Raw genomic sequence first — 25598 nt, forward strand, 5'->3', positions numbered from 1 at the left:
TCAGTAATCAAGTTAAATCAACTTCTCAATGCTAAGACATATTATTGCTATTATTTTTGGTTTAGGTGTTTCTATATTTATAATAAGCCTAATAGGTGAAGTACAAGGCGGATTACAATCAAGTCAGGGAATGGCTATTTTAGTCTGCTCATTTATGCCGTTATATCAGATTCCATCTAGAATTAAAGCGCTGCTTAAAATGAGAAAAGCCAGCATCCAGAAGTAGATAAAGCTAGCAATCTTATTTTCTGAACTTCAAGTTGATTATTGCAGCGCAACTTGATCACGCCTTCTTGACCATTTTGAACTATTATTGCATCAAACAGTTTTAATAAAACTATGGCAGAAACAACTCATTGGACAGGATCAGAAAAATACCTTTGTGATCCGGCATTGGCACAGGCATTTCACATGGCGCGAACCCTTGGCATGCCGCTTTTGATTGAAGGTGAGCCAGGAACAGGTAAAACCGACTTGCCTATTCATTATGCAAAAGATAGAGGCCTAGATTTGGAGGTGTATCCTGTAGGTTCTAAAAGTAATGTGGAGCAGTTTGTTGCGAGATTCGATCATGTAAAATACCTCCGCGATTCGCAGATTGAAATTCTAAACGCTCAGCGGGAGGAAAAAGGATTGGAAACCAAACTTTCCAATGGTGGCAGAAACCCTGAAGCTTTGGGCGATTATGTAGTTAAAGGTCCCGCAGCCATTGCGTTTAGTAAACCTAATTCGGTATTGTTGATTGATGAGATTGACAAGGCACCGAGAGAGTTCCCCAATGACCTGTTGTATGCCTTAAGTCACCGAAAGTTTATCATGCCGGAATCTGGCGAAGTCATAGAAATATCTGAAGAAGAAATGCCGGCCATTGTCATTACTTCTAACCGTGAGCAAGAGCTCCCAACAGCATTCAAAGGCCGATGTATCTATCATTATATCGACTTTCCTGATAAGGAGGTGATGAGCCAGATTATTGAAAAGCATCATCCAAAATTAGATGAGGCTGTTGTGCGTGTAGCACTGGATGTTTTTTACCACTTACGCAGACTAGGATTAGAAAGAGCACCAACGACCCGTGAAATACTGAATTGGTTAAAATACATGGGTGACATTGCCCCGAAAGAGGCAGTAAAGAAAATTGAAGGACTAGAAGGCATTGGCGCACTGATAAAAACACAAACCGATATGGAGCGTGTAAATAGAATGATAGGTGCCGATGACACATTTGGCGGATCCCGATTAAACTGATATGTTTAGCTCCCTACCAGAACGATTCAGAGCGCATGGCTTAAAAGCCGATGTGCGCACCTTGCTGCTGTTGCGCAAATCCATGCAGAAAGGGTTGATTAAAACGCTGGGGGATATTTATAATGTATTGAAAGGCATAATTGTAAAAGAACCAGCAGATATTGGTCCGTTTACCAAGGCCTACTATGAGTACTTTTTATACGTGCCCATCAAACCGGGACAAACTTTAGAAGATGCCATTCTACGTTCAGAGACTTTTGAGAAATGGAAAACACAATTCTTTGATGAAGCAGATCGTGATTTAACTGATGAGCAGCTGGTGACTACTTTTTTGGATCAGGTGCACCTGACTAGTTATGATATAAAAGAGGTGATTAACGGCAAAGAGATTTGGGACAAGGATAATCCTGATCAGGAAGATAAAGACCCAATTGATCCGAACCACGAGCCTACGGAGCGAGTGTTGGATAAAATGGCCGACTATTCCGATTTGACGCTGGAAGAGCTTTTGGAGCGCATGGAGAAGGTACGTGAGCAACAGAGAACACAACATGGAGGAGGCAGTCACTGGATCGGTACCGGAGGCATTTCTCCTTACGGACATGGCGGTGCGGCTAAGAACGGTATCAGAGTAGGTGGACAAGGCGGAGGTAAAATGGCCAGAAAGGTGATGGGTGATAAAAACTATTTCCCTATTGACCGTGATGCTTTGTTAAATGACAATAACATTGATGCTGCATTGGCTTCTATTAAAGGCGTAATTGAGGAAAGTGCCACTGAAAAGTTAGATGTGCCTCAGACCATCAAATCCGGCCTTAAAAGAGGAGGGTTGTTTATACCTGAGCTTACCAATGAAAAAAATGAGGAGTTAAAAGTTATTGTGCTTATTGACAACGGGGGCTATTCCATGGCGCCTTATGTGCGCAGTGTCCAAAACCTTTTCAGAAAAATGCGAACCCGCTTTGCACATGATCTTGAAGTATATTATTTCCACAACACCATTTATGATCGGGTTTATTCAGATGAACGAAGAACCAAATCCGTGACCATTGATAAGCTTTTGATGCACAGCAAAATCTATCGGGTTTTCTTTATTGGAGATGCAGCCATGGCACCTTATGAGCTCAACTCCTACAGCATTAATTCTATAAAATCCATTACTCAAAAATTTAAAAAGAGCGTCTGGCTAAACCCCGAGCCGTTAAGATACTGGCCACACACCTACACCATTCAGGTGATGAAAGAACTAGTGCCCATGTTCCCTTTAACACCAGCAGGAATAGAACGTGCGGTCAGGGCTATGAACACTAAAAGTGTGGAAGGATAGTTTCTCTTCAACTACGAATCGATGCCTTGTTTCGTGTCCTCACGAAACATTAAATGTGACTTTAAAATGATGTTGGATTATCATACCAAGGAATATTTGATTTTCGTTTAGTATTTATTAAAGTGCTGCCTATGAAACCATATCATTTTTTAATAATCGCTTTATTCTTCAGCTGTGATAACAAATCCAACTACAATATAGAAAGCGAAAGTGGGGATATCGCATATGCTGATTTTGAGGAGATGATGGAAGTGCCACTAACTGAAAATGCTCCACCACCTCCACCACCAAATCAAGTCAGTGATGGCGTGATTACCAAAAAGGTTGTTAAGACCGGAGGGGTGGAATTTGAGTCTAAGGATATCGATAAGGACTATCAAAGTATTAAAACCCTGCTTCCAAGGTTTAAAGGGTATATTGAAAATGAAAGTCAGAACAAAACTTCTCATCGAATTACCTACCACCTCACCGTAAGAGTTCCTGCAGATGGTTATGATAGTCTCTATGAAAATGTATCGAGGATAGGCTTTAGACTTGATAGTCGATATTCAAACATTGATGATGTTACCAGCCAATACTATGATTTGAAATCACGTATTAAAAACAAGAAGGTATTAGAAGAGCGTTATTTGGAGCTTTTGAAAAAGGCTTCAGCCATTAAGGACATTTTGGAAATAGAAAGAAATCTGAATGAGATAAGAACAGAAATTGAAAATCTTGAGGGACAATTCAAATATTTAAGCCAAAGAGTTAGCCTAAGCACCATTGATATCAGGTTTTATGAAAACCTTCCTTACACTTATGACTCAACTTCTAGAAATGGATTTGGAGCAAGAATATTAAGTGCCCTAGATACGGGCTGGCAAGGTTTCCTATCATTTCTTGTGGGTGTCACAGCAATTTGGCCCTTTATCTTATTAGCCGCATTATCCTTTTTTCTGTTGAAGAAAGGCAGACAGTGGATAAGGAAGAAGCAGTAGCCTTTCTAATGCCATTCAAAAATTGAAATTAAAAAAACCCCTCCTGGATTTACCAAGAGAGGCTTTTTTTAACTCGCTTTTAATAGTTTATCTTGTTTTAACGTTAGGGTCCTGATTTCTTTCTTCTCCATATCAAACCAGGCACATTCCACTAGGTAGGAGCTTTTGTCTTTTATGTAGTGTAAGACTTCCATCACTTTTCCGTCTCTCACGTTTTTCACCCGCTCCCCCTTTTTAAAGAGTCTTTTCATAGGCTAATAACTAAATAAATTCAAAGATCTTGATGTCCTTAAGTTTACGAATTTTATTTATCCTCGGCCATACTTTTAAACAAATATTTTACCGATAAACATCTTTTTCGTTCTATTTAAACACCTAACCCATAGTAATAGGTTCCGCCACCGTTTGCATAGACTCCCTCAATCAGCACGCCACCTTCTTTATTTTCAAGTATCTCCACCACATCTTTGGCAGTTTTCACCTTTTTGCCATCTATCTTGGTGATAATGAAGCCCTCACGCATGTCTGTATATCTTCTGATCTTACCAGGGCGCAGTGCTTTTACTTCAACACCAGCATCAAGACCAAGTCTTTTCAGGGTTTTACCGTCCACTTCCGCAAGGTCGGCACCAAGTGAGGTTAGCAGTTCAGTTTTCTCTTTTTTCACAAACTCTGTATTGCCATCCCTGTTTTTGAGCATTACATCATAATCAAGCTCTTTACCACTTCTATTTACTTTAAGAGATACTTTATCGCCTGGTCTCTTGCTACCAACATAACCAATAAGGTTAGCAGTGTTGCTCACAGTTCTGCCATCAATTTCTACAATAACATCACCTACTTCAACGCCTACATCTTTTGCACCACTGTTATCTGCTAAACCAGCAACATAAGCACCAGCATTTACGGTTAGGTCATTTTCGCGCGCCAAGCCACTCGTTACGCTCTGAATAGTTACACCCAACCAGCCTCTTTGTACTACACCATAAGTGATAATATCTTCAACCACCTTATTTACAATATTTGAAGGCACCGCAAAAGAATAGCCAGAGTAAGCACCAGTTGGACTGGCAATGGCGGTATTAATACCTACCAAATCGCCATTAAGGTTAACCAATGCACCACCACTATTTCCAGGGTTTACAGCAGCGTCTGTCTGAATGAAAGATTCAATAGAAGTGCTGTCACCAATAATACCTATGTTTCTGGCCTTGGCACTAATGATGCCTGCAGTAACCGTAGAGTTAAGATTAAACGGATTGCCCACCGCCAGCACCCATTCTCCAACTTTAGCGTTGTCCGAATTGGTAAGGCCGAGATATGGAAGGCCTTCTTGCTCAATTTGTAATACTGCCAGGTCTGTAGTTGGGTCAGTACCCAATACTCTGGCCTTAAAGCTTCTGTTATCGTGCAAGGTGACTTCAACATCATCTGCCTGGTCGATTACGTGATTGTTAGTAACAATATGCCCTTGATTGCTAATAATCACGCCAGAACCAGATCCCACTCTTGGCCCATAGTTTTGAGGGTTTTGCCTTAAAAATGGCCCAAAGAAATCCCTGAATTGCTCAGGTATCTGCTGATTTGGTTGAGATGTATATCCAGAGGTATTTTGTGTAGATCTGATATGAACTACTGCATCCATCACTTTTTCTGCAGCTGCAGTAAAATCAAGTGGTACTGCGCGGCCAGAGTCGTCAGCATTATAGCTTGTTTGTACAGCCGGAGTACTATCCACATGTTCAATTTTCAATGGCTCCTTGTTATCAGTTAATAACTGAAACGAGCCGATAGTTAGTGCGCTACCCATGACAGCGGCACCAAACAATGATCCAAATTTTCTCATTTTTCTTTCTCCTTTTAATTCTTAATTTTTTCTCAGTGTTTGTCAGATGTAGGGATGCCTTAAAAAGCAATCGTCATTGCGAACCCGATAGCTATCGGGTTCGCAATGACGTCTCTCTTTAGAGACCCTTGCTTCTGTTAATAAAAACGATCGGAAAATGCCGATGTTTGATTTTTAACATTTTTTAAGAAATAGGGGATGAAGGAAAATTCATCCCCTAATAATGCCTTATGAAATGGCGATAAGTCTTGAGGCTTGTTTTTTAGCTTCTTCTTTTTTTGGAATGGTAATATTCAATATCCCATCCTTGTAATTAGCCTCTATTTTGTCACTTTCCACTGATTTTGGCAGTGTGAAAGATCTTTGAAATGAGCTGTAGCTAAATTCTTTTTTAGTGTACTGATCTTCCTTGTTTTCTTTAGAGGCCTCCTTCTCGTATGAAATGGTTAAAGTTTGGTTATCCAATTCAACTTTGAAATCTTTTTTATTTAAGCCCGGGGAAACCATCTCAACATGATAATCATCTGTAGTTTCCCTGATGTTTACAGCTGGCGTTGTTTGTAACATTGCCGATCTGCTGCTTTCAAACAAATCCCTACCAAAGAAATCATCAAAAAATGTAGGGAACAAATCATTGGTTCTTCTAATAAGTGTCATAATTCCTCCTTTTTTTTGATTCAACATTTTTACCATATAAAATCAAATTAAATGCCAGAAGAACATCGCAAAAAAAGAGGGTCAAATTGACTTAGATTTGACCCTCTTCTTGTTTAAAATATGCCATAATGGCTTAAAAAGGACTATTTACTTACTAACTCACCTGCAGAATATTCATACTCGATAGTAACATTCCCTTCCTGATCATACCATTTTGAGACGCCATCTCTAAGGCCATTAACATAGACTCCTTCTTCCATGATGTTACCTGTATCATAATATACTTTTACCACGCCTTCAATCTTACCGTTCTTATAGGTACGCTCCTCTTTTACCCTGGCTCTATTAAATTCTTTCCAACTACCGTGTAGCTGACCGTTATGATAGTATGATATTCTTTGCAGTTGGCCTCTGTCGTCAATCTCGGTAAAAAGCCCTTGCTGTACACCATTAACATAAGACGCACTGCTTTTAACCAATCCTGTTTGATGATATTCAGTCCAGGTGCCAACCCTTTGACCATTTAAATAATCTCCTTCGGCATTACCGGTTGCTCTATTGATAGTTACTTTTACCATATCCGGATTGTCATCATATGGTTCTTTGATAGCTCCTGCTGGTAATTCTGCCAGTCCCTCGATAGTGGCAGCACTAAATTCTTCGGTTTTACCACATGAAATCAAATAAGTGGAAATCAATACCAAAAACAGCTTTTTCATATTTCTCATATTTTTCTGATTAACAATAGGTTTTACAATAAGTAGGTAAAATTAAAAATTTTGAGAATTTACCGAGCCTTTATTAAAGCTTAGTGTAAAATAACGTCTTCCCAATACTACATTTTTATTACATTTGGTTCAGTTATACCGCTATAATATGAGCCAATCTGGTCTGAAATTATTCGTTTACTTAAAAGATTACCTTTCCCAGCTTTTTAACCTTAGTGAAGGTAAAGAGCGCGATGAGATCACCATTGCCGAGATAACCAAGGGCGTGGAGTTTAAAGGTACTAACCTGTGGATTTTAATCTTCGCTATTTTCATTGCCTCTATCGGCCTTAATGTGAATTCTACGGCTGTTATTATTGGCGCCATGCTTATCTCTCCATTAATGGGGCCGATCATGGGCATAGGTATGGGAGCGGGTATCAATGATTTTGACCTGATAAAGAAGGCCATTAAAAACCTTGGTGTAGCGGTGACTATCAGTGTGCTTACATCGGCACTGTATTTCTTTATTACGCCACTTCATGAAGCTCAATCCGAACTATTGGCAAGAACTACACCTACGTTATGGGATGTATTGATTGCTTCTTTTGGGGGCCTTGCCGGTATTATTGCGGGTTCTAGAAAGGAAAAATCAAATGCAATACCCGGAGTGGCCATAGCAACGGCACTTATGCCGCCCTTATGTACGGCAGGGTATGGTTTGGCCAATGGAAACTGGTATTATTTTGCTGGAGCCTTTTACCTCTTTTTTATCAACAGTGTGTTTATCAGTGTGGCCACTTTTATCATGGTCAGGTTTCTGAAATATCCTAAAAAACAGTTTGAAAGTGCGGTCACAGAAAAAAGGGTGAAAAACTGGATATTTATATTTGTTATTCTTACCGTGGCACCGAGTGTTTATCTTGCTTACAACCTTGTGAAAAGAACCATTTTTGAGCAGAATGCCCGAAATTTTGTGGCCAATGAGTTTCGCTTTGATGATACCCAGGTAATCAATCAAATATTTACCTTAAAAGGTGATTCTGCTACTCTGGAGGTAACTTTATATGGTCGCCCATTAACAGAAGTAGAAATAAGTGACATTAAAAAGGACCTGATACACTTTAATCTAAATGGCGCACACCTAAAAATCAGACAAGGTTATAAAGAGGATAACTCCGCTGATTTGGCCGAGTTTGAAGAGAAGATGGCCAAAAGCCTGAAGGCAGATTTGTTGAAAGACATTTATGACAAAAATGAGCAGATTATTGAGTCTAAAGATGACCTAATAAAGGTTTTGGAAGAAAGGCTGCTATTCTATGAAACTAAAAAATATCCAGTGGCTGATATTAGAGCTGAGTTGGCTATTCAGTACCCAATGCTGGAAAACCTCTCAATGGGTGACATGGTAAATTCCAATCAGGATACTTTATGCTATGCGGTTTTGGACTTCAAGAGAAAGCCATATTTGAAGGATCAACAGAAAATAAGGGAATGGCTGACCTTGAGAACAAAATCGGATAGCCTCATTGTGGTGATTGACTAAAAAATTAATTGGAAAGAAATTAAAAGATTAGTTGGATGTTTTTTCTTAATGATAAATTCCTCTGTGTGCCTCTGCTAGCTCGGTAGTTTTATAAACCACAGAGGGCACAGAGAAAACACAGAGAAACTTAAGTACAAAGGGCTCTTCTTACCTATAATTTAATTTCAGAATATGCTTTTAGTTTAACCTAAACTCAATCGGCAACACTTGTTTCACTCTCACGGGCACTCCTCGTTGCTTGCCAGGTTTCCATTTTGGTGCTTTTTCCATTATTCTCATTACTTCTTCATCGCACCCTGCGCCAATGCCTTTGATAACGGCTATGTCTACAAGCTCACCTTTTTCGTTAATAACAAACTGTACATAGACTTTGCCTTCTATACCCATTTTTCTAGCCTGGTTTGGGTATTTTAAATTTTTGCTTACAAATTTATAAAAGCCCTCATATCCACCATCTGGTTTTGGCATCTCTTCAACAAAGACAAAGTCACCCACTGGAGCGTCTTCAATTGGTGGTTCTTCAACATCAATAGGGATCTCTATTGGCTCATCAGTTGGTATCACTACTTCTGGTGGAAGTTCTTCCACAGGGTCATCATTTGGCACTTCCACAGGGTTCATAATTTTAGGTTTTGGTGGTGGAGGCGGAGGATCATGAATAGTAATTGGAGGAATAATTGTTTCATCTACCATTCCTGTCAGATCAATCGGGTCGTGAGCTATCGATTTTGTACGATACTCAAAGGCACTGACGCATACCATCATTGCGATGAGTAGGCCAATTTGGAAGAAAAGGCCCGACTTATTGCGTAGCTCTTTTTCAGGGTTTTTACGTTTTTCCATTGTTTTCGGTGTTTAGTGAATAATTGATTAAAACACCCGGCCGGGATATTTTTTGAACCCCACTTGTAGGGGTTGATTTTTCTGATGACCTAAAGAACAAATAAGACAAGAAAAGAAGCCCAATTATACCCAATACTATGATAGAAAGTCTGTAAGCCTTTCTCAACCTATCCGCGCGGCTATGCTTGTTCATCAGGTCACGATAGTCTTTGTAGCCCTCAATTCTACCTGAGGTCATTCTGTTTCTCCGCAATCTTATTTCATGTCTTCCCATTATTCTTTCCAGTTGACGGTGAAATATTTCTTTAACTTTTCTATCGCTCTATATAGTCGCATTTTCGCACCGCTTTCGCTGATGTTCAAAATGAAACTGATCTCTTTGAAACTCCGCTCTTCAAAAAACCTTAATTCTAATACTTCCATCACATCCGTTGGCAAATCATTCAAAGTGCTTATCAAAATATTGATCTGTCCATCCAGTTCTGGATTGCCATCTTCAGTTTCTATAATTTCAAATAACCTTTCTTCTTCCAGACTGAAAACCCGCTTCCTTTTCTTCTTATTGTAGTGCTTGTTCACTTCATTGCTGGCAATTCGGTACAACCATGCAGAAAAAGGCAGCCCTCTAAACTCGTACTTCTTTAAGCTTTGCAGCGCTTTTAAAAACGTTTGAGAAGTAAGGTCATCAGTCAGTGCTTCATCGTCTGTTCTCCTTAATATGAAATTAAAGATCTGCTCAAAATAGCGATCGTATATCGCGGCAAAAGCCCGGGCATCACTTTTAGCTGCTTCAACAATTTTTTGTTCTTCAGCTATTTGATCCTCAGTCATATGTCGGGCTTCGCTCAAAGCATTTAGATCGATGATTCTAAGCATATAATCCTGTGTGGTAAAAAGGTCACAATTAAATTACAATTTATTTTCTCACCCACTCATCAAATTAAGACTTGCTGCACTTTATTATTATCAATACATTTAGATATTATCATCTGACTGACTAAACAACAGTGGCGTCATGCCTGTCCTCCGTACAACTTCGGTAGGCGGGCCGGAAATTAAAGGTTTAACTTTTACAAAACTTTAATTATCCGGTATCTGATTCTACTCTATTTAGATCGCGGACAATTTTATTCATGAAATAATTTTTGAATAAAATTTCCGAGATGACGAACCTCGAACTAACTTTTAAGCTATGAAAAAACTAATTGCAATTGCCTTTCTATTGAGCTGTTTTATAATATCGCAGCACCCATCATTGGCCCAAAAGAAAAAACCAGCCCCGCCAGCTTCTGGCATTGCTGGAAAAACCAGCGGCATGAAAACTTTTGATGGCTATTTCAAATATTACTATGATGAGAAGTCTGACAAGATCATGTTGGAGGTAGATAAGCTCGATCAGGAGTTTTTATATGTCAACTCTTTGGCTGCAGGTATAGGCTCTAACGATATTGGGCTAGACAGAAATCAGCTAGGATCAGAGCGGGTAGTGAAGTTTGTGAAAGTTGGCCCGAAAGTATTATTGGTGCAACCTAACTATTCGTATAGGGCAATTAGCGACAATGATGATGAAAGAAAGTCTGTAGAAGACGCTTTTGCAAAATCGGTACTTTGGGGATTTACGCTTGTTACCGAAGAGGATGGCAAAGTGTTAATAGATTTGTCTGACTTTTTAATGCAGGATGCACATGATGTGTCTGGCAGATTAAAAAGTGGTAAGCAGGGAAGCTACAGTGTGGATAAATCGAGGTCTGCCATGTTTATGGATCGCACCAAAAACTTTCCAAAAAACTCCGAGTTTGAAGTTACTTTGACATTAACAGGTACTCCCGCAGGTTGGGACATTAGAAGCGTAACACCTACAGCAACCAGCGTTACCGTAAGACAGCATCACTCATTTATTGAGTTACCTGATGATAATTATAAGCCTAGGTTGTTTGACCCAAGAGCTGGATATTGGTCTGTTGGTTATTACGATTATGCTTCCCCAATTGATGAAGATTTAGAGCAGCGCTTTATTTCAAGACACCGCTTGAATAAGAAAGATCCAGGCGCGGCAGTTAGTGAAGCAGTAGAACCAATCATTTATTATTTGGATAGAGGTACACCAGAACCCATCAGATCGGCTTTGCTTGAGGGTGCAGCATGGTGGAACCAGGCTTATGAAGCTGCAGGATACAAAGATGCTTTTCAGGTTAAAATATTGCCAGAAGGTGCAGACCCTATGGACATTAGATATAACATGATCAACTGGGTACATAGGTCAACACGAGGCTGGTCTTATGGGTCTAGCGTTACAGATCCAAGAACCGGAGAGATTATTAAAGGGCATGTGCTTTTGGGCTCATTAAGGGTAAGACAAGATTATTTGATAGCTGAAGGCTTGCTAGCACCTTATGAAGATGGCAAGGAGGTTTCTCCTGCTATGAAGGCAATGGCTTTGGCCAGACTGAGACAATTGTCTGCACATGAGGTAGGGCACACCCTTGGCCTGTCTCACAGTTACTCTTCTAGCGCGGAAGGGAAAGCTTCTGTTATGGATTATCCACATCCTGACATCAGTATTGTTGATGGAAAATTGAGCTTAGCCAATGCCTATGATGATAAGATCGGGGCGTTTGACAAGGTGGCAATAACCTTTGGCTACCAGGATTTCCCGGAGGGGACTGATGAGCAAGCGGCATTAAATAAAATCATTCAGGATTCATTTAAAGATGGCCTTACCTTCCTCTCAGATCAGGATGCAAGACCACAAGGTGGGGCACATCCATTCGCTCACTTATGGGATAATGGAAGATCTCCTGAAGAGGGACTTGATCATATCTTAAAAGTGCGCGAGATAGCATTGAAGAATTTTGGAGCCAATAATATTAAAAAAGGAGAGCCTTACGCCACCCTTGAGGAAGTATTGGTGCCTGTTTACTACCTGCACAGATATCAGGCCGAAGGTACAGTAAAGCTAATTGGAGGTTTGAACTACCGCTATGCACTCAAAGGTGATGGGCAGCCTATCACTGAATATGTGCCTGCTGCCAAGCAAAAGGCTGCTTTGGCGAGTCTTATGAAGTCAATCAGTGCTGAGACCCTGACATTGCCAGAGCATATTATTAAAATGATTCCTCCAAGACCGATAGGTTATAGAAGAGGTAGAGAGTTAGTGGATATTAGAACCGGATTAACTTTTGATCCGATTTCTGCAGCTGAGACCTCTGCCAATATGACTATGGATTTGTTAACGCACACTGCGAGAATGAATCGTTTGGTAGAGCTTCATGCAAGAAACAGCGATCAGCCATCACTGGAATATGTCATTGATGAGGTGATTAAAAATACATGGGAACAGAATCGCGGTGAAGATTTAAAAGGTGAGGTTGGAAGGGCTGTTGATCAGGTTGTATTAAATCAGTTTTTCAATTTAGCAGCTCATGATGAAGCCAGCCATCAGGTAAAAGCAATTGTGATGTACAAGCTTAAAGAACTACAATCTACATTAGAGAAAAAATCTGCCTCTAGTATTGCTCAAAAGGCGCACTATCAAAGAGGCGCTATGAGAATAGCCTCCTTCCTTGAAAAGCCCGAGGAGTATGAGTTCAGCAAAAACTTGACACCTCCAGATGGGTCACCAATTGGAATGGATTTGATGTGTGGGGAGTAGGTTTGGAAAACTTTCTCAGAATCAAAAGGATGGTCAAAAGCCATCCTTTTGCATTGATAATTATACTATTTGTCTTTAATGGCACGTATTATATCATTATATTGTTATTTTGAAAAAAAACAGAATATTATGGGTGCAGCACAAATCAGGGAATTTCTTCATGAATACATTAACAAAGCTGATGAACGCCTAATCAACTTAATGTATGCTATGGTTCAGGCTGATATGAAAGAGGAGGACTATCAACTAAGTGCTAAGCATAAAAAAATCTTAGATGAAAGAATAGCATCTCATGAAGCTAATCCATCTTCTGGATCAAGCTGGGATGAAGCTAAAGCTCGCATTAAAAGCCAATTATGAATTATACCATTTTTGTCAAGCCGGAGGCAGAGCTTGATATTTTAAAGACTGCACAATGGTATGAGCAAAAACAGTATGATTTAGGGTCGCGCTTCTTAGATGAGATTGAAGAAAAGCTCAACTTAATAAAATCTAATCCTCTTCATTATCAAGTTAGATACAAAACAACCCGATTGGCATTAGTAGAACATTTTCCATGCGCCATTCATTTTAATATTGAAAAAGACAAAGTTATTGTTCTGGCGGTACTTGGAACCAGAGAAGATTCTGAAAAATGGAAATAGACTGTTTACAAGTTAATCTAGAAGGTATTTTTCGAAATGAGATGGCTACAGGCATGGATTTAATGTGTGGAGAGTAGAGGAAACATAAATTAGAACTGAAAGGATGGCCAAAAGTCATCCTTTTTTTGCAACCTTTTGCATTTTGTTGAGTCTATAACCTGAACTCAACATCAACTCAAAATGCTAAAACACAACATTCTCCTCACTTTTCGCTCTTTCAAGCGATTTAAAAGCTCTTTTTTCATCAATCTTATCGGACTCACGGCAGGGTTAGCCTGTACACTACTTATCTATTTGTGGGTAATGGATGAGTTAAAGGTGGATCAGTTTCATGAAAATGACGCCCGCCTTTTCAGGGTTATGGAGCACCAGCAGTATGCCGATCATATTATGACCACTACTTCCACTCCTGGCCTTTTGGCAGAGACTTTGAAAGAGGATTTCCCAGAAATTGAATATGCAGCCACCACTACTTGGATAGACCCACATACTTTGTCTATTGGGGAGCATAGCATTAAAGCAGATGGCTATCATGCGGGGGCAGATTACTTCAATATTTTCTCTTATGGTTTGGTGCAGGGTGACCCTTCACAAGTTTTGGCTGACAAAAAGAACATTGTTATTTCCAAATCCCTGGCTGGGCAGCTCTTCAACACCGATGAAAATGTTATAGGTAAAGTGGTAGAATATGAGCATGATAAGGAATTTGTGGTGTCTGGTGTATTTGAAGGGACTCCGGAAAGTTCTACTGCCAAATTTGATTTTGTATTGTCATTTGAAGAATACAAAGATGAAAACGAGTGGGTGACTAATTGGGGAAGCAATGGACCCAGCACATTTGTAACTTTAGTAGAGGGTGCTAATGCCACGGAAGTTTCGAGCAAAATAGCTGAGGTAGTAAAAGGAAAAAATGAACAATCAAATGTTACACTTTTCCTTAAAAAGTATTCTGAACGCTACCTATACGGCACTTATGAAAACGGTAAGCAAAGCGGAGGGAGAATAGAATATGTTCAGCTGTTTTCTCTCATTGCTATTTTTATACTGGTCATTGCCTGTATCAATTTTATGAACCTTTCTACTGCCAGAGCATCAAGGAGAATGAAGGAAGTAGGTATCAAAAAAGCGGTAGGAGCAGGTAAAGGAGGTTTGGTGATTCAGTACCTCACAGAATCAATATTCATTACTTTCTTTTCAATGGTACTGGCCATAGGGGTCATCTGGATGTTTTTACCCCAATTTAATGAAATTACAGAGAAGCACATTTCGCTGGTATTTGATTTTAAGTTTCTGCTATCAATTTTTGGAGTATTAATCTTTACAGGACTTTTGGCCGGCAGCTACCCTGCTCTTTACCTCAGTGGCTTTAATACCATCAGGATACTCAAAGGTGAAATGCGTGGATCTCTAGGCGAGCTTTGGGCCAGAAGAGGGTTGGTGGTTTTTCAGTTTGCCATGTCGGTATTGCTCATCGTTTCGGTAATGGTTATCTATCAGCAGATCCAATATGTACAAAGCAAGAATCTGGGCTACGACAATGACAATATTGTAATGTTCGGTGTTGAAGGAAAAGTGGAAAGCAACCTTGAAACCTTTCTTAACGAACTCAAAAATGTTTCTGGTGTCGTAAATGCATCTTCTATTGGTCACAGTCTTATAGGAAGAAATAATAATACCAGTGGCCTGAAGTGGGAAGGCAAAAATGAGGAAGACAACATCCTTTTTGAGAATATGCGGGTGAACTATGACCTGATTGAAACCATGGGAATGGAAATAAAAGAGGGTAGAAGCTTTTCGAAAGAATTTTCAGCGGATTCTTCTAAGATATTATTCAATGAAACCGCCATTGAAATTATGGGTTTGGACAATCCTATTGGCCAGACTGTTAAGCTCTGGGAAGAATATGATTTGGAAATCATTGGGGTGGTAAAGGACTTTCACTTCCAATCTTTCCATGAGACGGTGAAACCAGCCTTTTTTATTATTAGTCCACAAAACACCTGGAATATAATGGCCAGAATAGAAGCAGGCAGAGAGCAGGAAACCCTTGCTGCCATAGATAATTTTTATACGTCCTTCAACCCGGGTTTTGTATTGGATTATTCGTTTCTAAATGCTGAATTTCAAAAGCAATATGCCGCTGAGCAACGCGTGGGTACTTTATCGCTGTATTTTGCAGGTTTTGCTATCCTCATTTCATGCCTGGGCTTATTTGGACTGGCAGCTTTTACAGCAGAAAGACGAATAAAGGAGATAGGCATAAGGAAGGCATTGGGCTCAAGCTCAACTAATATTGTTATTCTTTTATCGGCTGATTTTACAAAATTGGTATTATTAGCAATCGTAGTGGCCTTACCTCTAAGTTACATGCTCATGTCCATGTGGCTGGAGCGTTTTGCCTTCCGTATTGAACTAAGTTATTGGCTGTTTGCTTTTGCCGGGTTAGTATCTATATTGATTGCCTGGTTTGCTGTGGGTTCGCAGGCCGTCAAGGCAGCTAATATTAATCCGGCAAAATGCCTACGGTCAGAATAGTTGTATTGTCATACCGGAAAAATTGATCGTAACTTTTAATACGATCGATTTTATCCGGTATCTCTATGAGGAGACTCTTTCACCCTCCTTTTTTAAAAAGGAGAGTTCAGAGTGACGTTAATTTTTTAGATAGGTTGCCCTGTTAATCCTGCCCTTCAATCCATGGGCCGCCTGCATCTACTATTTGTTTCGCCAGAGCGGAAATTTTATCTGATGTAGCTTTCAGTTTGGCATTCAAATCTTTAAGCTGTGTTTTGATAATTTCCATAGTCTGTTTGTGTGTTTCTGTAGGGCCATAAGTTGATAATGTAATTCCTTTATTCAAAGCAAAAAGCCTGTCTCCAATAGTCGGATTGGTTCTTTCGCCAATGGCCAGTTTAGCAGCATTACCATTCATTATAGTTTGCAGGCTTTGCACCTCTGCTTTTACACTAGCCACCTGACTTACAACATCGTTGCTCACGTTGCTTCTTGATGCTGCCCAAGTCAACTTGTCTGCTGTTTTATATGCATTTGAAAGTTGAATACTGGTTTTGCTTACGTCACGGCTCAGCTGCTCATAGGCTCTCCAAAAAGCTGCTACCTCTGCCGGAGCAGATCCTTTTAACGAACCTTCACGAAGTGGAACGACCTCCACAGAAACAGGATCTCCTAGTTGAGTGATTTTTCCTTTTACATACTTATTTAGTGTAGCCTGATAAGTTCCTGGTGCTACCATCAGTGCATCAGAATCGCCATAACCACCATCCAGTGTCAAGACATCTGGCGAAGCCACCTTCAAGTTCCATGTAACTCTGTTAAAACCTTTGTTAGTGGAAGCCATCACTTTGTTCAGTATGTTGCCGTTAGCATCTTTAATTTCTAGAAAAACGAATGGACCTTCTTCACGCATTTCACTTTGCAAGGCATCCCAACTTGGAAAAGGAATATTACCTGAAACTCCTTTTTCTCTATCCATACGGGCTTTCTCATCGCTCTTCAGCTCATCTTTAAGATAGTAAGTGAAAACTGCGCCAAAGTCTGGGTTAGGTGCTACAAAAAGTTGAGAACCGAGTGAACCGCGTTTATCATCAAAATCTAAAGTAGCTCTTGGTACGTACCACCACGCCTTTCTTGGCTTGAATAAAGTTGCCTCTTGAGTAAGCTGACTTGATGATACTTCACGAAGCGCAGAATAGTCATCAAGAATAAAGAAACCCCTACCAAATGAAGCTCCAACCAGATCATTTTCACGTTTTTGAATAGCCAAATCCCTGAATGAAATTGTAGGAATTCCACCGTTCAATTCAGTCCATGAATTTCCACCATCAACAGTGAAATAAATACCAAACTCAGTACCTAAGAAACACAGCTCTTTTTGAACATGATCTTGTACAAATCTCCAAACCAGGTTTTTGCTGCCAAGGCCATTGGTCAAAGATGTCCAAGTGGCACCTTTATCTGTACTTTTTACAAAGTAAGGCTTGTAGTCACCGTACTTGTGGTTGTCTAGCGAAACATATACTGTATTTGCGTCATACAGATCAGCCTTTACATCATTAATAAAAGCAGTAGCTGGCACACCCATTTCACTCACATTGATCTTCTTCCAGGATGAACCTGCATTGTCAGTTACTTGTAACAGACCATCATCTGTACCGGCATAAATAATATTCGCATCTTTTGGAGATTGCGCCAGGGAAGTAATTGTATTGTACACCGACATGGCAGAAAGGTCCCAAGGAGAATCCCAGCTTTGCTGTTTTCCCATGATGGGTAAATCAACCCTTTTTTGGTTTTTTGTTAGGTCTCCAGAAATAGCTGTCCAGCTGTCACCTCTATTTTCAGATTTCCATACTCTGTATGAAGCAAAGAAAATGGTGCTTGGTTTATGCGGACTTACCAAAATAGGAGCATCCCAATTAAACCTTTCATAGCCTTCATCTGCACCAGCTTGCGGCTGAATATCAATGACTTCACCAGTTTTCATATCAATTCTCGAAATGTTACCCTCTTGGCGTTCAGCATAAATAATATCAGGATTTCCGGGCTCTGTTGCTGGCTGGTGACCATCCCAGTTCAATACCATTTGCCAGTCAGCATTGGTTATTCCTGTTATATTATCAGTCCTTGACGGGCCACCTTGTGAGCTGTTGTCCTGCGTACCACCATAGATATTATAGAAAGGCGCACTATCATCCAATGCCACTTTATAAAACTGAGTTACTGGTAGATTTTCCATGTACCTCCATGTATCTCCCAAATCAAAACTTTCATAAACCCCACCATCAGTTCCCACCATCAGATAATTAGGATCATCCTTTTTGAAGGCTAAAGCGTGATTATCAACGTGTTTGTCAGTAGTATTTACCTCAGTAAAAGTCTTACCACCATCCAAGGACATTCTCAATGGGCTATCCATAAAATAGAGCTTATCAAACTGATGTGGAGAGGCATAAAGCTCCTGATAATAATGTGGGCCAGTTGCTCCAGCTACGGCATCAGACATTTTGGTCCAGCTGCTGCCGCGGTTGTCAGACCTCCAAACACCACCTTTTTTTCTGTTGGTTTCTATGGCAGCGTAAATTACGTCTGGATTTTGTGGGGAAATGGCCAGGCCAATTTTACCCATTTTACCTTCGGGCAATCCGCTTTTTAGCATTTCCCAGGTGTCTCCGCCATCTGAGCTGGCGTAGATTTTAGTTTTATCACCACCACCCATCCAGGCAGCTACTGTTCTATTATGTTGCCATGTAGCCGCATAAATTCTATTTGGATCTCTCGGGTCTACCACAAAATCAGTAACTCCTGTCCATTCTTCATCTCCTAAGGTCTTCTTCCAGTTTTTACCCCCGTCAGTTGATTTATAAAAACCTCTTTCACCACCAGCGCTCCAAAGTGGCCCTTGAGAGGCTACCAGAATTACATTAGAGTTACCGGGTTTTATATATATTTTAGAAATGTGCTCTGATTGCTTAAGTCCCATGTTGGTCCATGTAGCTCCATCATCTTCACTTTTATAAACACCATCTCCAAAGCTGATATGACGGCCACCATTATTTTCGCCAGTGCCTACCCAGATAGTATGTGTGTTATTTGGGTCGATGGTTACACAGCCAGTCGCAAATACCGACTGGTCATCAAACACAGGAGTAAATGTTGTGCCTGCATTGATGGTCTTCCAAACCCCACCGGAAGACACTGCCACATACCAAATGTTCTCATTGGTTGGGTCAATGGCCAGATCAGAAATACGGCCAGACATGAATGCCGGACCGATGTTTCTAAATTTTAGATTATTGAAAAGCTTGGTGTCTATTGGCGTTTTAGTAGGAGACTCGCCTCTGCGTTGAGAAAAGACCGACTCTGCTGGAATAAAAAGTGCAAACGTCAATAGATAAAGAAGGATTTTTTTCATGATTGATAGGATTGGTTTATCCCTAAAATAATCATAAAGCACCATCTTTTTAAACCGCTTGTAAAAACGGGGACTAGTTACATAGATTTTGTTCTTTTTAGAACATCTCTCTGTGAGTCTCTGCAGGCTCTGCGGCTTTAATAAACCACGGAGATCACAGAGAAAACACAGAGAAATGGATTGTCCTATTGATTAAAAAGCTGGGATCTATTTTTACCTCTGTATTACTTCTTAACCAAAACATTGTCTCTTGTAAAGCTCAAGTCGATGTTCACCATTTCGGCAATACTTTCCAATATCAGCAATATCGCTTTTTGGTTGTCAAGCGTAAGTTTACCTGAGTAAATACTTTTTGAAAGGTTGAAAATACTGTTCTGAACGTTGATCAAATTAGGATTGAGTTTAATTTGATTGGCCAGTTTTAGAATAGAAAGCACATTTTTCAAAGGATCAGTTTTAACCGGCTCCTGCTCAAAACTGTCTAACAATTTATCTAGAAGGTTTTGTAGCGCCTTGTTTATAATCTCCTCATCAAGATTTACCTTCCATTTGTTGACCTCGTGCACCAGGTGTTTTAGCTTTTCAAGATCAAACTCAGGTGCCATCAGGTTGTCTTTCAACTCTATGTTGATCACCATTTCCAGGTTCTTTCTCAAGATATCTGGAATGCCAAGGTTTTCCAGGGCCATCACATTCATGATATTGTAATTAATATCATAAATCTTGCGGTAAGACTCATAGGCCTGGTCTTCACTCTGGTTTAAGAATTGGTTAACAAGCTTGAGCTGCTCGTCCTTAAACATATGAAAGAAGGAGAAGTTGTGTTCTTTGAAATGCTCCTTGATCAGGTCGGTAACTTTTGCAATGTTACTTCTTCCAAAAGCATTGGTGAGCTCTAACGAGATATCCCCAAATTCCTGATCATTCAAGGCTTTGGTAGTACCACCAATTAAGTGGTGCTGACCCAAATAAAGCACAACAAAACTAAAGTCCTTTTGAGACAGGGTAACTTTAGAGCTTACACTTGTAGATCCTATGGCTAATTTTTGAATACCAGCGTTGATACGCTCATATTTTATGCTTTCACAGTCGTAGTTGAGAACAGTAAGGGTCTTGGGGTTATTGGCAAATAGCGAGGCTACAGCATAGTGCATACCCACTTGGGTAAGCGTTAGCTTATATGGCGATATGTATTTTTGATAAATATCCTTGCCTGTTCCAATATCAGAAATATTACTTTTGGCCTTATCCAAATCAGCTAAAAATGCATTTTCCAATTTGGCGTTTGATTCGCTCTCCGCTAGCTGGATGGCCCTTGCTGCATACTGCAATATTTGCACTGTCTCGATACCTGAAAGCTCATTGAAAAACCAACCACAGCTCGTAAACATGAGCTGGGCATGGCGCTGCATCTCCAGCAACCTAATGGCCTTTGTCTTTTGAGTTTCAGATAAGCCATTGGTCGCATGTTTGGAAATAAAGTTTTCAATATTCGCTTTGGTGCGATTAAGCATTACCTCAACATAGGCATTGCGGGCCTCCCAAGGCTTTGGCATTAAAGGCTTCATTTCCTTTTCAAAAACCTTGATCAACTGCTCCCTTAAATTGTTTAAGGCATCTCTAAGTGGAGCTCGCCAGGCCTGATTCCAGCCTTCCATTCCTCCGGTATGGCAACCGCAGTCACTTTTCCATCTTTCCACACCGTGAGCGCAAGACCATGAGCTATTTTCATGAATTTCAGCTTCATATACAGCATCAACAGTATGCATGTACTCAGAATAATTCGTGATTCTTGCCAGATTATTATTCTCAATATATCTGATCGCATAGGCTAATGCCATGTCACCATTTTTATGGTGGTGACCATAACTTTCTCCATCTGTAGCAATATGCACTAACTGAGGCCCATCTGTTGGCTGAAATCCAGAGATAAGATCGTCAGCGAAAGCTTTCCCATTTTCCAAAAGTCCTTTGAAGGCCACGCCCTGTGAGCGATCCCCATCATAGAAGAAAAGCACTATTTTCTTGCCGGAAGGCAGATTGCAGGTATAATGAAAATTGCTGTTGATGCCATTTGTCCAATGTTCATCGCCTATTTTTCTGAACCTTTTGGCTTGAGAAGGGGCCAAAACAGTGAATTTGATGCCGTTATCCGCACAAATCTCGAGTGTTTCTGTATCTACCGCTGACTCGGCTAACCAAATGCCTTCAGCTGGACGACCATATCGCTTTTTAAAATCATAAAGCCCCCATTTTACCTGGGTTTCTTTGTCCCTTTTATTGGCCAATGGCATAATGATATGATTATATACCTGCGCCATAGCCGAACCATGTCCATTGAAGTTTTTAACACTTTCTTTATCAGCTTCTATTATGGCCTTATGCGTATCAGGGGCATTTTGCTCCATCCACGACAATAGTGTCGGGCCGAAGTTGAAACTGATCTTTGAGTAATTGCTTACAATGTCAATGATCTTAAACTCTTCATTGAGTATTCTGGAATGTGTATTTGAAGCATAGCATTCCTCATTAATTCTTTCATTCCAATCATGATAGGGGTGTGCTGAAGGTTGAATCTCTATCTCCTCTAACCACGCATTCTCTCTTGGGGGCTGATAAAAATGCCCGTGTATACACAGAAACTTATTATTCATCTATTTTTTCTTACTTGCTACTACCTTCTTCAAAACGGAAATGCCCAGCGGTGGTACATTTAGTTGTAAAGAATTATCTCTTCCGTGATAGGGGGTTTTGGCAGTTTTAATAGCTTTTTTGTTGAGTAAACCGCTACCTCCATATTCTGCCGCATCAGAATTAAAAATCTCTTTCCAGGCGCCTGCTTTACTGACACCCACACGGTAGTTTTCCCTTACCACAGGGGTAAAATTAGCGACAATTATCAAAGTATCTTTTTCTTTTGTGCCTTTTCTCATGTAGCTCAACACCGAATTTTGAGCATCATTTAGCTCAATCCATTCAAATCCATCGCTGCTAAAGCCCAGCTCATACATGGCAGGCTCTGAGGTATAGAGCTTATTAATACCAGTGACCATAGCTTTTATGCCCTGATGAGGAGGATGGTCAAGCAGGTGCCATTCTACAGAATTGTCATGTTTCCATTCTGAAGTCTGCCCTATTTCGCCACCCATAAAAAGCAGTTTTGTGCCCGGGTGGGTATACATCCAGCCATACAATAGTCTTAGGTTGGCAAATCTCTGCCACTCATCACCGGGCATTCTCCCGATTAATGGCCCTTTCCCATGCACTACCTCATCGTGAGATAATGGTAGCATGAAATTTTCAGTAAAGGCATAAGCCAAACTGAATGTAATGTCATTTTGATGGTATTGGCGGTAGAAAGCATCCTTTTGGAAATAGGCCAACGTATCATTCATCCAACCCATCATCCATTTCATACCAAAACCCAGACCACCAACAAAAGTTGGTTTACTGACCATCGGAAATGATGTTGATTCCTCAGCAATGGTCTGAACATCTGGGAACTCCTTGTAAACATTCTCATTGAGTTCTTTCATGAAAGAAATGGCCTCAAGATTTTCTCTCCCTCCATGTTCATTAGGTATCCACTCGCCTTCTTTTCTTGAATAGTCAAGGTATAGCATGGATGCAACAGCATCAACCCTTAAGCCATCGGCATGGTATAAATCCAACCAGAATAAGGCATTACTAATTAGAAAACTTCGCACCTCATTTCTGCCATAATTAAAAATATAGCTGCTCCAGTCAGGATGATAGCCCTTTCTAGGATCGGCATGCTCGTAAAGGTGGGTGCCATCAAAATCATAAATACCATGCGCATCGCCTGGGAAGTGGGATGGCACCCAATCGAGTATTACTCCGATGCCCGCATTATGAAAACTTTCCACCAAATGCATGAACTCCTGCGGGTCACCAAACCTTGAAGTGGGTGCAAAATAGCCTGTCACCTGATAACCCCAAGACCCGAAGAACGGGTGCTCCATCACTGGCATAAATTCTACATGAGTATAACCCAGCTCCTTCACATATTTTACCAACTCATCAGCCAAGGCATTATAGGAGAGTGATAGATGCTCATGATCCCTTTTCCATGAACCTATATGCACTTCATAAACCGAGTATGGGCTGTCCAAGGCGTTATTTTTTTTTCTGGAAGACATCCATTTTTTGTCTTTCCAGGTGTGTTTTAAGTCCCAAACAATTGAGGCCGTTTTAGGGGGCGTTTCCCATTTGAAAGCAAAAGGGTCACCTTTTTCAAGAAGCCTTCCATGTTCATTGGAAACTATTTTGTACTTGTAGGCAGCACCATTTTTCACTCCCGGTACAAAACCTTCCCAAATGCCTGATGAGTCCCACCGGGAATTGAGTTCATAGCCTTCACCATTCCAATAGTTGAAGTCACCAATCACACTGACCTCTTTGGCATTTGGTGCCCAAACCGCAAAGTAGGTGCCTTCAGTTTTGCCAACCTTAATGCAGCGTGAACCTAACTTTTCATATAATTTGAAATGCTTACCCCCTCTGAATAAATTGATGTCAAAATCAGTGAATAATGAGTGAGGTTGTATAAATTCTTGAAATTCTGCCACAGTAGTTTTTATTTATCGTCTAGTATTTGTTTCACCCCGGTTAAGGGTATTATTACCCAATCAGGGCGTGATTTTAGCTCGTAGCCTATCTCGTAAATTGCTTTTTCGAGCAAGTGATATTTCAACAGGTATACAATTTCAGGATAGTAGCCCACATCCATATTGCTTGACATGGCTGTATCCAGGTAAGTTCTTAAAAACACTGACAAGATACAGTGGTAATATTTTTCCCCGGCTTGAAAAAGGTCACTTTCAGAAAGGGTGGATTTAAATGATTTGTCAAAAATAACGGCATACACTGCATAGTGAAAAGAGCGCAGCACACCTGCCACATCTTTAAGAGGGGTTTGCTTCACTTTTCTGTCACGAATAGTGCTTTCAGGCTCGCCTTCGAAATCTATAATATAAAAGTCTCCTTTATCAGTCACTAAAATTTGGCCAAGGTGTAGGTCACCATGAATTCTTATCCTCTGGCTGTTTAATAGGGTTTCTTCAAATTCCAAAAATTTAGAATTAATGATTTCCCGTGACTCCAGAAAATTGATAGCATATTCCTTGGCAAGCCCTTTTAGCTTGTCTATGTTTTGTTCTACCAAAATATGACGGGCATTAAATTGATAGATGATCCTGTTTTTCAGCCAAACTGAATAATCAGAATTAAATTCAATAGGATTAAAGGCAGTGTCATACCTGTTTTTGAAAAGCGCAATATGCATTTCGGCAATTCTGGAGGCCATTTTTTGCACATTTTTTAAGGTTTGGAAACCAATGAGGTGCACAATCTCATCGTCAAGGTCTTTAATTTTCCTGCGCTCAAACAAAGGTATATCTTCTATATCCTTAACATCAACATTGTCATTTTGAATTCGGTCAAAGTAAGCCCTGACATCATCTGTCATCAGTGTCCATGCCTCACCTATGTTTTCAATTTTACCCTGCATCAAGCCAAGGGAAACGATAGAAAACCCCTTTTTCTTCCAACTGATACTACCTGCATAACTAGGAGCGTTTTTATAGCCTGCATCGTCAGATAAATACTTAGTTAGCTCTTGGTCTGGGTTAATATCCTGGAAAAGTCTTCTGAATATTTTCAGATAATACTTGCCATTATATTCTATTGAAGTATTGCTCTGGTCAACACCTAAAAGTCTTGAACTTTCATAATCAGTAGCAGACCGCAACATTTTGCCTTTTTCGAAAGAAAGGATGCTCTCAGAGTCTTCGAACTTGTTTTGCTTCGTAATCTGAAAGAACAGGAACTTTCTGAACTCTTCCCAGAAAAGGGAATCTATCACCTGACCTTTTACTCCACCAACTGAAGCTTCACAGACCACCCCTTTTTTGTCGATGTCTTTGCCAGTGCAGAAGGCCAGTGTCATGAAATAGTACTCAGTAAACCCAGCTGCGAAATTGACCTCGATGGTGATGGCATGCGCCAATGTTCCTTTGTCACCATCCAGCGCTGTTTTCTGGCTTATTCTGTAGTTTTTGGCCTCTTCCGACTTGGCAGCATACCATCGGGTGGTATGCATGTATTTTGAAAGTTGCTCGGTGAGCTGTGTTATAAATTCAGCATCGTCAAATACTTTATTCCATTTTTTGCTCGTGGTGAGAAGATCGGCCATGT

At 40.3% G+C, this 25598-nt stretch carries 19 protein-coding genes; 9 read left to right on the forward strand and 10 right to left on the reverse strand.

Going from position 1 to position 25598, the window contains the following annotated elements; all coding sequences use genetic code 11:
• Positions 1 to 28 precede the first annotated feature (28 nt).
• From RIB54_RS12195 to RIB54_RS12210, 4 genes are all read left to right on the forward strand, one after another.
• Positions 29 to 226 (forward strand): hypothetical protein, encoded by a 198-nt coding sequence (locus RIB54_RS12195; protein WP_350101161.1) that lies wholly within the window; start codon positions 29 to 31, stop codon positions 224 to 226.
• A gap of 113 nt (positions 227 to 339) precedes the next feature.
• Positions 340 to 1248 (forward strand): AAA family ATPase, encoded by a 909-nt coding sequence (locus RIB54_RS12200; RefSeq protein ID WP_350101162.1) that lies wholly within the window; start codon positions 340 to 342, stop codon positions 1246 to 1248.
• A 1-nt stretch (position 1249) separates the two neighbouring features.
• On the forward strand, positions 1250 to 2575 hold the full coding sequence (locus RIB54_RS12205) for a hypothetical protein (protein WP_350101163.1): 1326 nt from the start codon (positions 1250 to 1252) through the stop codon (positions 2573 to 2575).
• 131 nt (positions 2576 to 2706) lie between these two features.
• Positions 2707 to 3555, forward strand: coding sequence for a DUF4349 domain-containing protein (locus RIB54_RS12210; protein ID WP_350101165.1), 849 nt, complete (start codon positions 2707 to 2709; stop codon positions 3553 to 3555).
• A gap of 367 nt (positions 3556 to 3922) precedes the next feature.
• Here the strand turns inward: RIB54_RS12210 and RIB54_RS12215 are convergent, their stop codons facing one another.
• The 3 genes from RIB54_RS12215 to RIB54_RS12225 all read right to left on the reverse strand — a co-directional run bounded on the left by RIB54_RS12215 (position 3923) and on the right by RIB54_RS12225 (position 6777).
• Positions 3923 to 5401, reverse strand: coding sequence for a Do family serine endopeptidase (locus RIB54_RS12215; protein ID WP_350101166.1), 1479 nt, complete (start codon positions 5399 to 5401; stop codon positions 3923 to 3925).
• Between the two features lie 228 nt (positions 5402 to 5629).
• Positions 5630 to 6085: an Hsp20/alpha crystallin family protein gene (locus tag RIB54_RS12220; RefSeq protein ID WP_350101167.1), complete on the reverse strand. Its 456-nt coding sequence runs from the start codon at positions 6083 to 6085 to the stop codon at positions 5630 to 5632.
• Between the two features lie 116 nt (positions 6086 to 6201).
• Positions 6202 to 6777 (reverse strand): toxin-antitoxin system YwqK family antitoxin, encoded by a 576-nt coding sequence (locus tag RIB54_RS12225; protein ID WP_350066144.1) that lies wholly within the window; start codon positions 6775 to 6777, stop codon positions 6202 to 6204.
• 157 nt (positions 6778 to 6934) lie between these two features.
• Here RIB54_RS12225 and RIB54_RS12230 point away from each other — a divergent pair, with 157 nt between their 5' ends.
• Positions 6935 to 8311: a DUF389 domain-containing protein gene (locus RIB54_RS12230; protein WP_350101168.1), complete on the forward strand. Its 1377-nt coding sequence runs from the start codon at positions 6935 to 6937 to the stop codon at positions 8309 to 8311.
• Between the two features lie 177 nt (positions 8312 to 8488).
• Here the strand turns inward: RIB54_RS12230 and RIB54_RS12235 are convergent, their stop codons facing one another.
• From RIB54_RS12235 to RIB54_RS12245, 3 genes are read right to left on the reverse strand one after another with little or no spacing between them, the layout of a single operon-like run.
• A complete protein-coding gene (locus tag RIB54_RS12235) occupies positions 8489 to 9154 on the reverse strand; it encodes an energy transducer TonB (RefSeq protein WP_350101169.1) in 666 nt (221 codons plus the stop codon).
• Complete coding sequence (locus RIB54_RS12240) at positions 9141 to 9428, reverse strand: hypothetical protein (RefSeq protein ID WP_350066150.1); 288 nt, start codon at positions 9426 to 9428, stop codon at positions 9141 to 9143. Before RIB54_RS12240 ends, RIB54_RS12235 begins: the two co-directional genes overlap by 14 nt.
• Complete coding sequence (locus tag RIB54_RS12245) at positions 9428 to 10030, reverse strand: RNA polymerase sigma factor (protein WP_350101170.1); 603 nt, start codon at positions 10028 to 10030, stop codon at positions 9428 to 9430. The genes RIB54_RS12240 and RIB54_RS12245 overlap by 1 nt, the downstream gene beginning before the upstream one ends.
• Positions 10031 to 10346: 316 nt before the next feature.
• Here RIB54_RS12245 and RIB54_RS12250 point away from each other — a divergent pair, with 316 nt between their 5' ends.
• The 4 genes from RIB54_RS12250 (at position 10347) to RIB54_RS12265 (ending at position 15985) form a co-directional block, all read left to right on the forward strand.
• Positions 10347 to 12806 (forward strand): zinc-dependent metalloprotease, encoded by a 2460-nt coding sequence (locus RIB54_RS12250; RefSeq protein WP_350101171.1) that lies wholly within the window; start codon positions 10347 to 10349, stop codon positions 12804 to 12806.
• Between the two features lie 129 nt (positions 12807 to 12935).
• Positions 12936 to 13166 (forward strand): addiction module protein, encoded by a 231-nt coding sequence (locus RIB54_RS12255; RefSeq protein ID WP_350101172.1) that lies wholly within the window; start codon positions 12936 to 12938, stop codon positions 13164 to 13166.
• Positions 13163 to 13450 carry a type II toxin-antitoxin system RelE/ParE family toxin gene (locus RIB54_RS12260; RefSeq protein ID WP_350101173.1) on the forward strand — a complete coding sequence of 96 codons (288 nt, stop codon included), beginning with the start codon at positions 13163 to 13165 and terminating at the stop codon, positions 13448 to 13450. The genes RIB54_RS12255 and RIB54_RS12260 overlap by 4 nt, the downstream gene beginning before the upstream one ends.
• A gap of 180 nt (positions 13451 to 13630) precedes the next feature.
• On the forward strand, positions 13631 to 15985 hold the full coding sequence (locus RIB54_RS12265) for an ABC transporter permease (RefSeq protein ID WP_350101174.1): 2355 nt from the start codon (positions 13631 to 13633) through the stop codon (positions 15983 to 15985).
• Between the two features lie 142 nt (positions 15986 to 16127).
• Here RIB54_RS12265 and RIB54_RS12270 read toward each other — a convergent pair whose 3' ends face one another.
• The 4 genes from RIB54_RS12270 to RIB54_RS12285 form a co-directional block, all read right to left on the reverse strand.
• Positions 16128 to 19382 carry a WD40/YVTN/BNR-like repeat-containing protein gene (locus tag RIB54_RS12270; RefSeq protein WP_350101175.1) on the reverse strand — a complete coding sequence of 1085 codons (3255 nt, stop codon included), beginning with the start codon at positions 19380 to 19382 and terminating at the stop codon, positions 16128 to 16130.
• Between the two features lie 224 nt (positions 19383 to 19606).
• Positions 19607 to 22036, reverse strand: a complete 2430-nt coding sequence (locus RIB54_RS12275; protein WP_350101176.1) for a DUF3536 domain-containing protein — start codon at positions 22034 to 22036, stop codon at positions 19607 to 19609.
• Positions 22037 to 23971, reverse strand: coding sequence for a 1,4-alpha-glucan branching protein GlgB (gene glgB / locus RIB54_RS12280; RefSeq protein ID WP_350101177.1), 1935 nt, complete (start codon positions 23969 to 23971; stop codon positions 22037 to 22039).
• Positions 23972 to 23979: 8 nt separating this feature from the next.
• Positions 23980 to 25596 (reverse strand): hypothetical protein, encoded by a 1617-nt coding sequence (locus RIB54_RS12285; protein ID WP_350101178.1) that lies wholly within the window; start codon positions 25594 to 25596, stop codon positions 23980 to 23982.
• Positions 25597 to 25598 lie beyond the last annotated feature (2 nt).

This window comes from Fulvivirga sp., from assembly GCF_040218215.1.
Classification (GTDB): Bacteria; Bacteroidota; Bacteroidia; order Cytophagales; family Cyclobacteriaceae; genus Fulvivirga.

Coding starts and splice junctions, on each gene's coding strand:
- RIB54_RS12195 (WP_350101161.1), top strand. CDS start 29: ATGCTAAGACATATTATTGCTATTATTTTTGGTTTAGGTGTTTCTATA.
- RIB54_RS12200 (WP_350101162.1), top strand. CDS start 340: ATGGCAGAAACAACTCATTGGACAGGATCAGAAAAATACCTTTGTGAT.
- RIB54_RS12205 (WP_350101163.1), top strand. CDS start 1,250: ATGTTTAGCTCCCTACCAGAACGATTCAGAGCGCATGGCTTAAAAGCC.
- RIB54_RS12210 (WP_350101165.1), top strand. CDS start 2,707: ATGAAACCATATCATTTTTTAATAATCGCTTTATTCTTCAGCTGTGAT.
- RIB54_RS12215 (WP_350101166.1), bottom strand. CDS start 5,401: ATGAGAAAATTTGGATCATTGTTTGGTGCCGCTGTCATGGGTAGCGCA.
- RIB54_RS12220 (WP_350101167.1), bottom strand. CDS start 6,085: ATGTTGAATCAAAAAAAAGGAGGAATTATGACACTTATTAGAAGAACC.
- RIB54_RS12225 (WP_350066144.1), bottom strand. CDS start 6,777: ATGAAAAAGCTGTTTTTGGTATTGATTTCCACTTATTTGATTTCATGT.
- RIB54_RS12230 (WP_350101168.1), top strand. CDS start 6,935: ATGAGCCAATCTGGTCTGAAATTATTCGTTTACTTAAAAGATTACCTT.
- RIB54_RS12235 (WP_350101169.1), bottom strand. CDS start 9,154: ATGGAAAAACGTAAAAACCCTGAAAAAGAGCTACGCAATAAGTCGGGC.
- RIB54_RS12240 (WP_350066150.1), bottom strand. CDS start 9,428: ATGGGAAGACATGAAATAAGATTGCGGAGAAACAGAATGACCTCAGGT.
- RIB54_RS12245 (WP_350101170.1), bottom strand. CDS start 10,030: ATGCTTAGAATCATCGATCTAAATGCTTTGAGCGAAGCCCGACATATG.
- RIB54_RS12250 (WP_350101171.1), top strand. CDS start 10,347: ATGAAAAAACTAATTGCAATTGCCTTTCTATTGAGCTGTTTTATAATA.
- RIB54_RS12255 (WP_350101172.1), top strand. CDS start 12,936: ATGGGTGCAGCACAAATCAGGGAATTTCTTCATGAATACATTAACAAA.
- RIB54_RS12260 (WP_350101173.1), top strand. CDS start 13,163: ATGAATTATACCATTTTTGTCAAGCCGGAGGCAGAGCTTGATATTTTA.
- RIB54_RS12265 (WP_350101174.1), top strand. CDS start 13,631: ATGCTAAAACACAACATTCTCCTCACTTTTCGCTCTTTCAAGCGATTT.
- RIB54_RS12270 (WP_350101175.1), bottom strand. CDS start 19,382: ATGAAAAAAATCCTTCTTTATCTATTGACGTTTGCACTTTTTATTCCA.
- RIB54_RS12275 (WP_350101176.1), bottom strand. CDS start 22,036: ATGAATAATAAGTTTCTGTGTATACACGGGCATTTTTATCAGCCCCCA.
- RIB54_RS12285 (WP_350101178.1), bottom strand. CDS start 25,596: ATGGCCGATCTTCTCACCACGAGCAAAAAATGGAATAAAGTATTTGAC.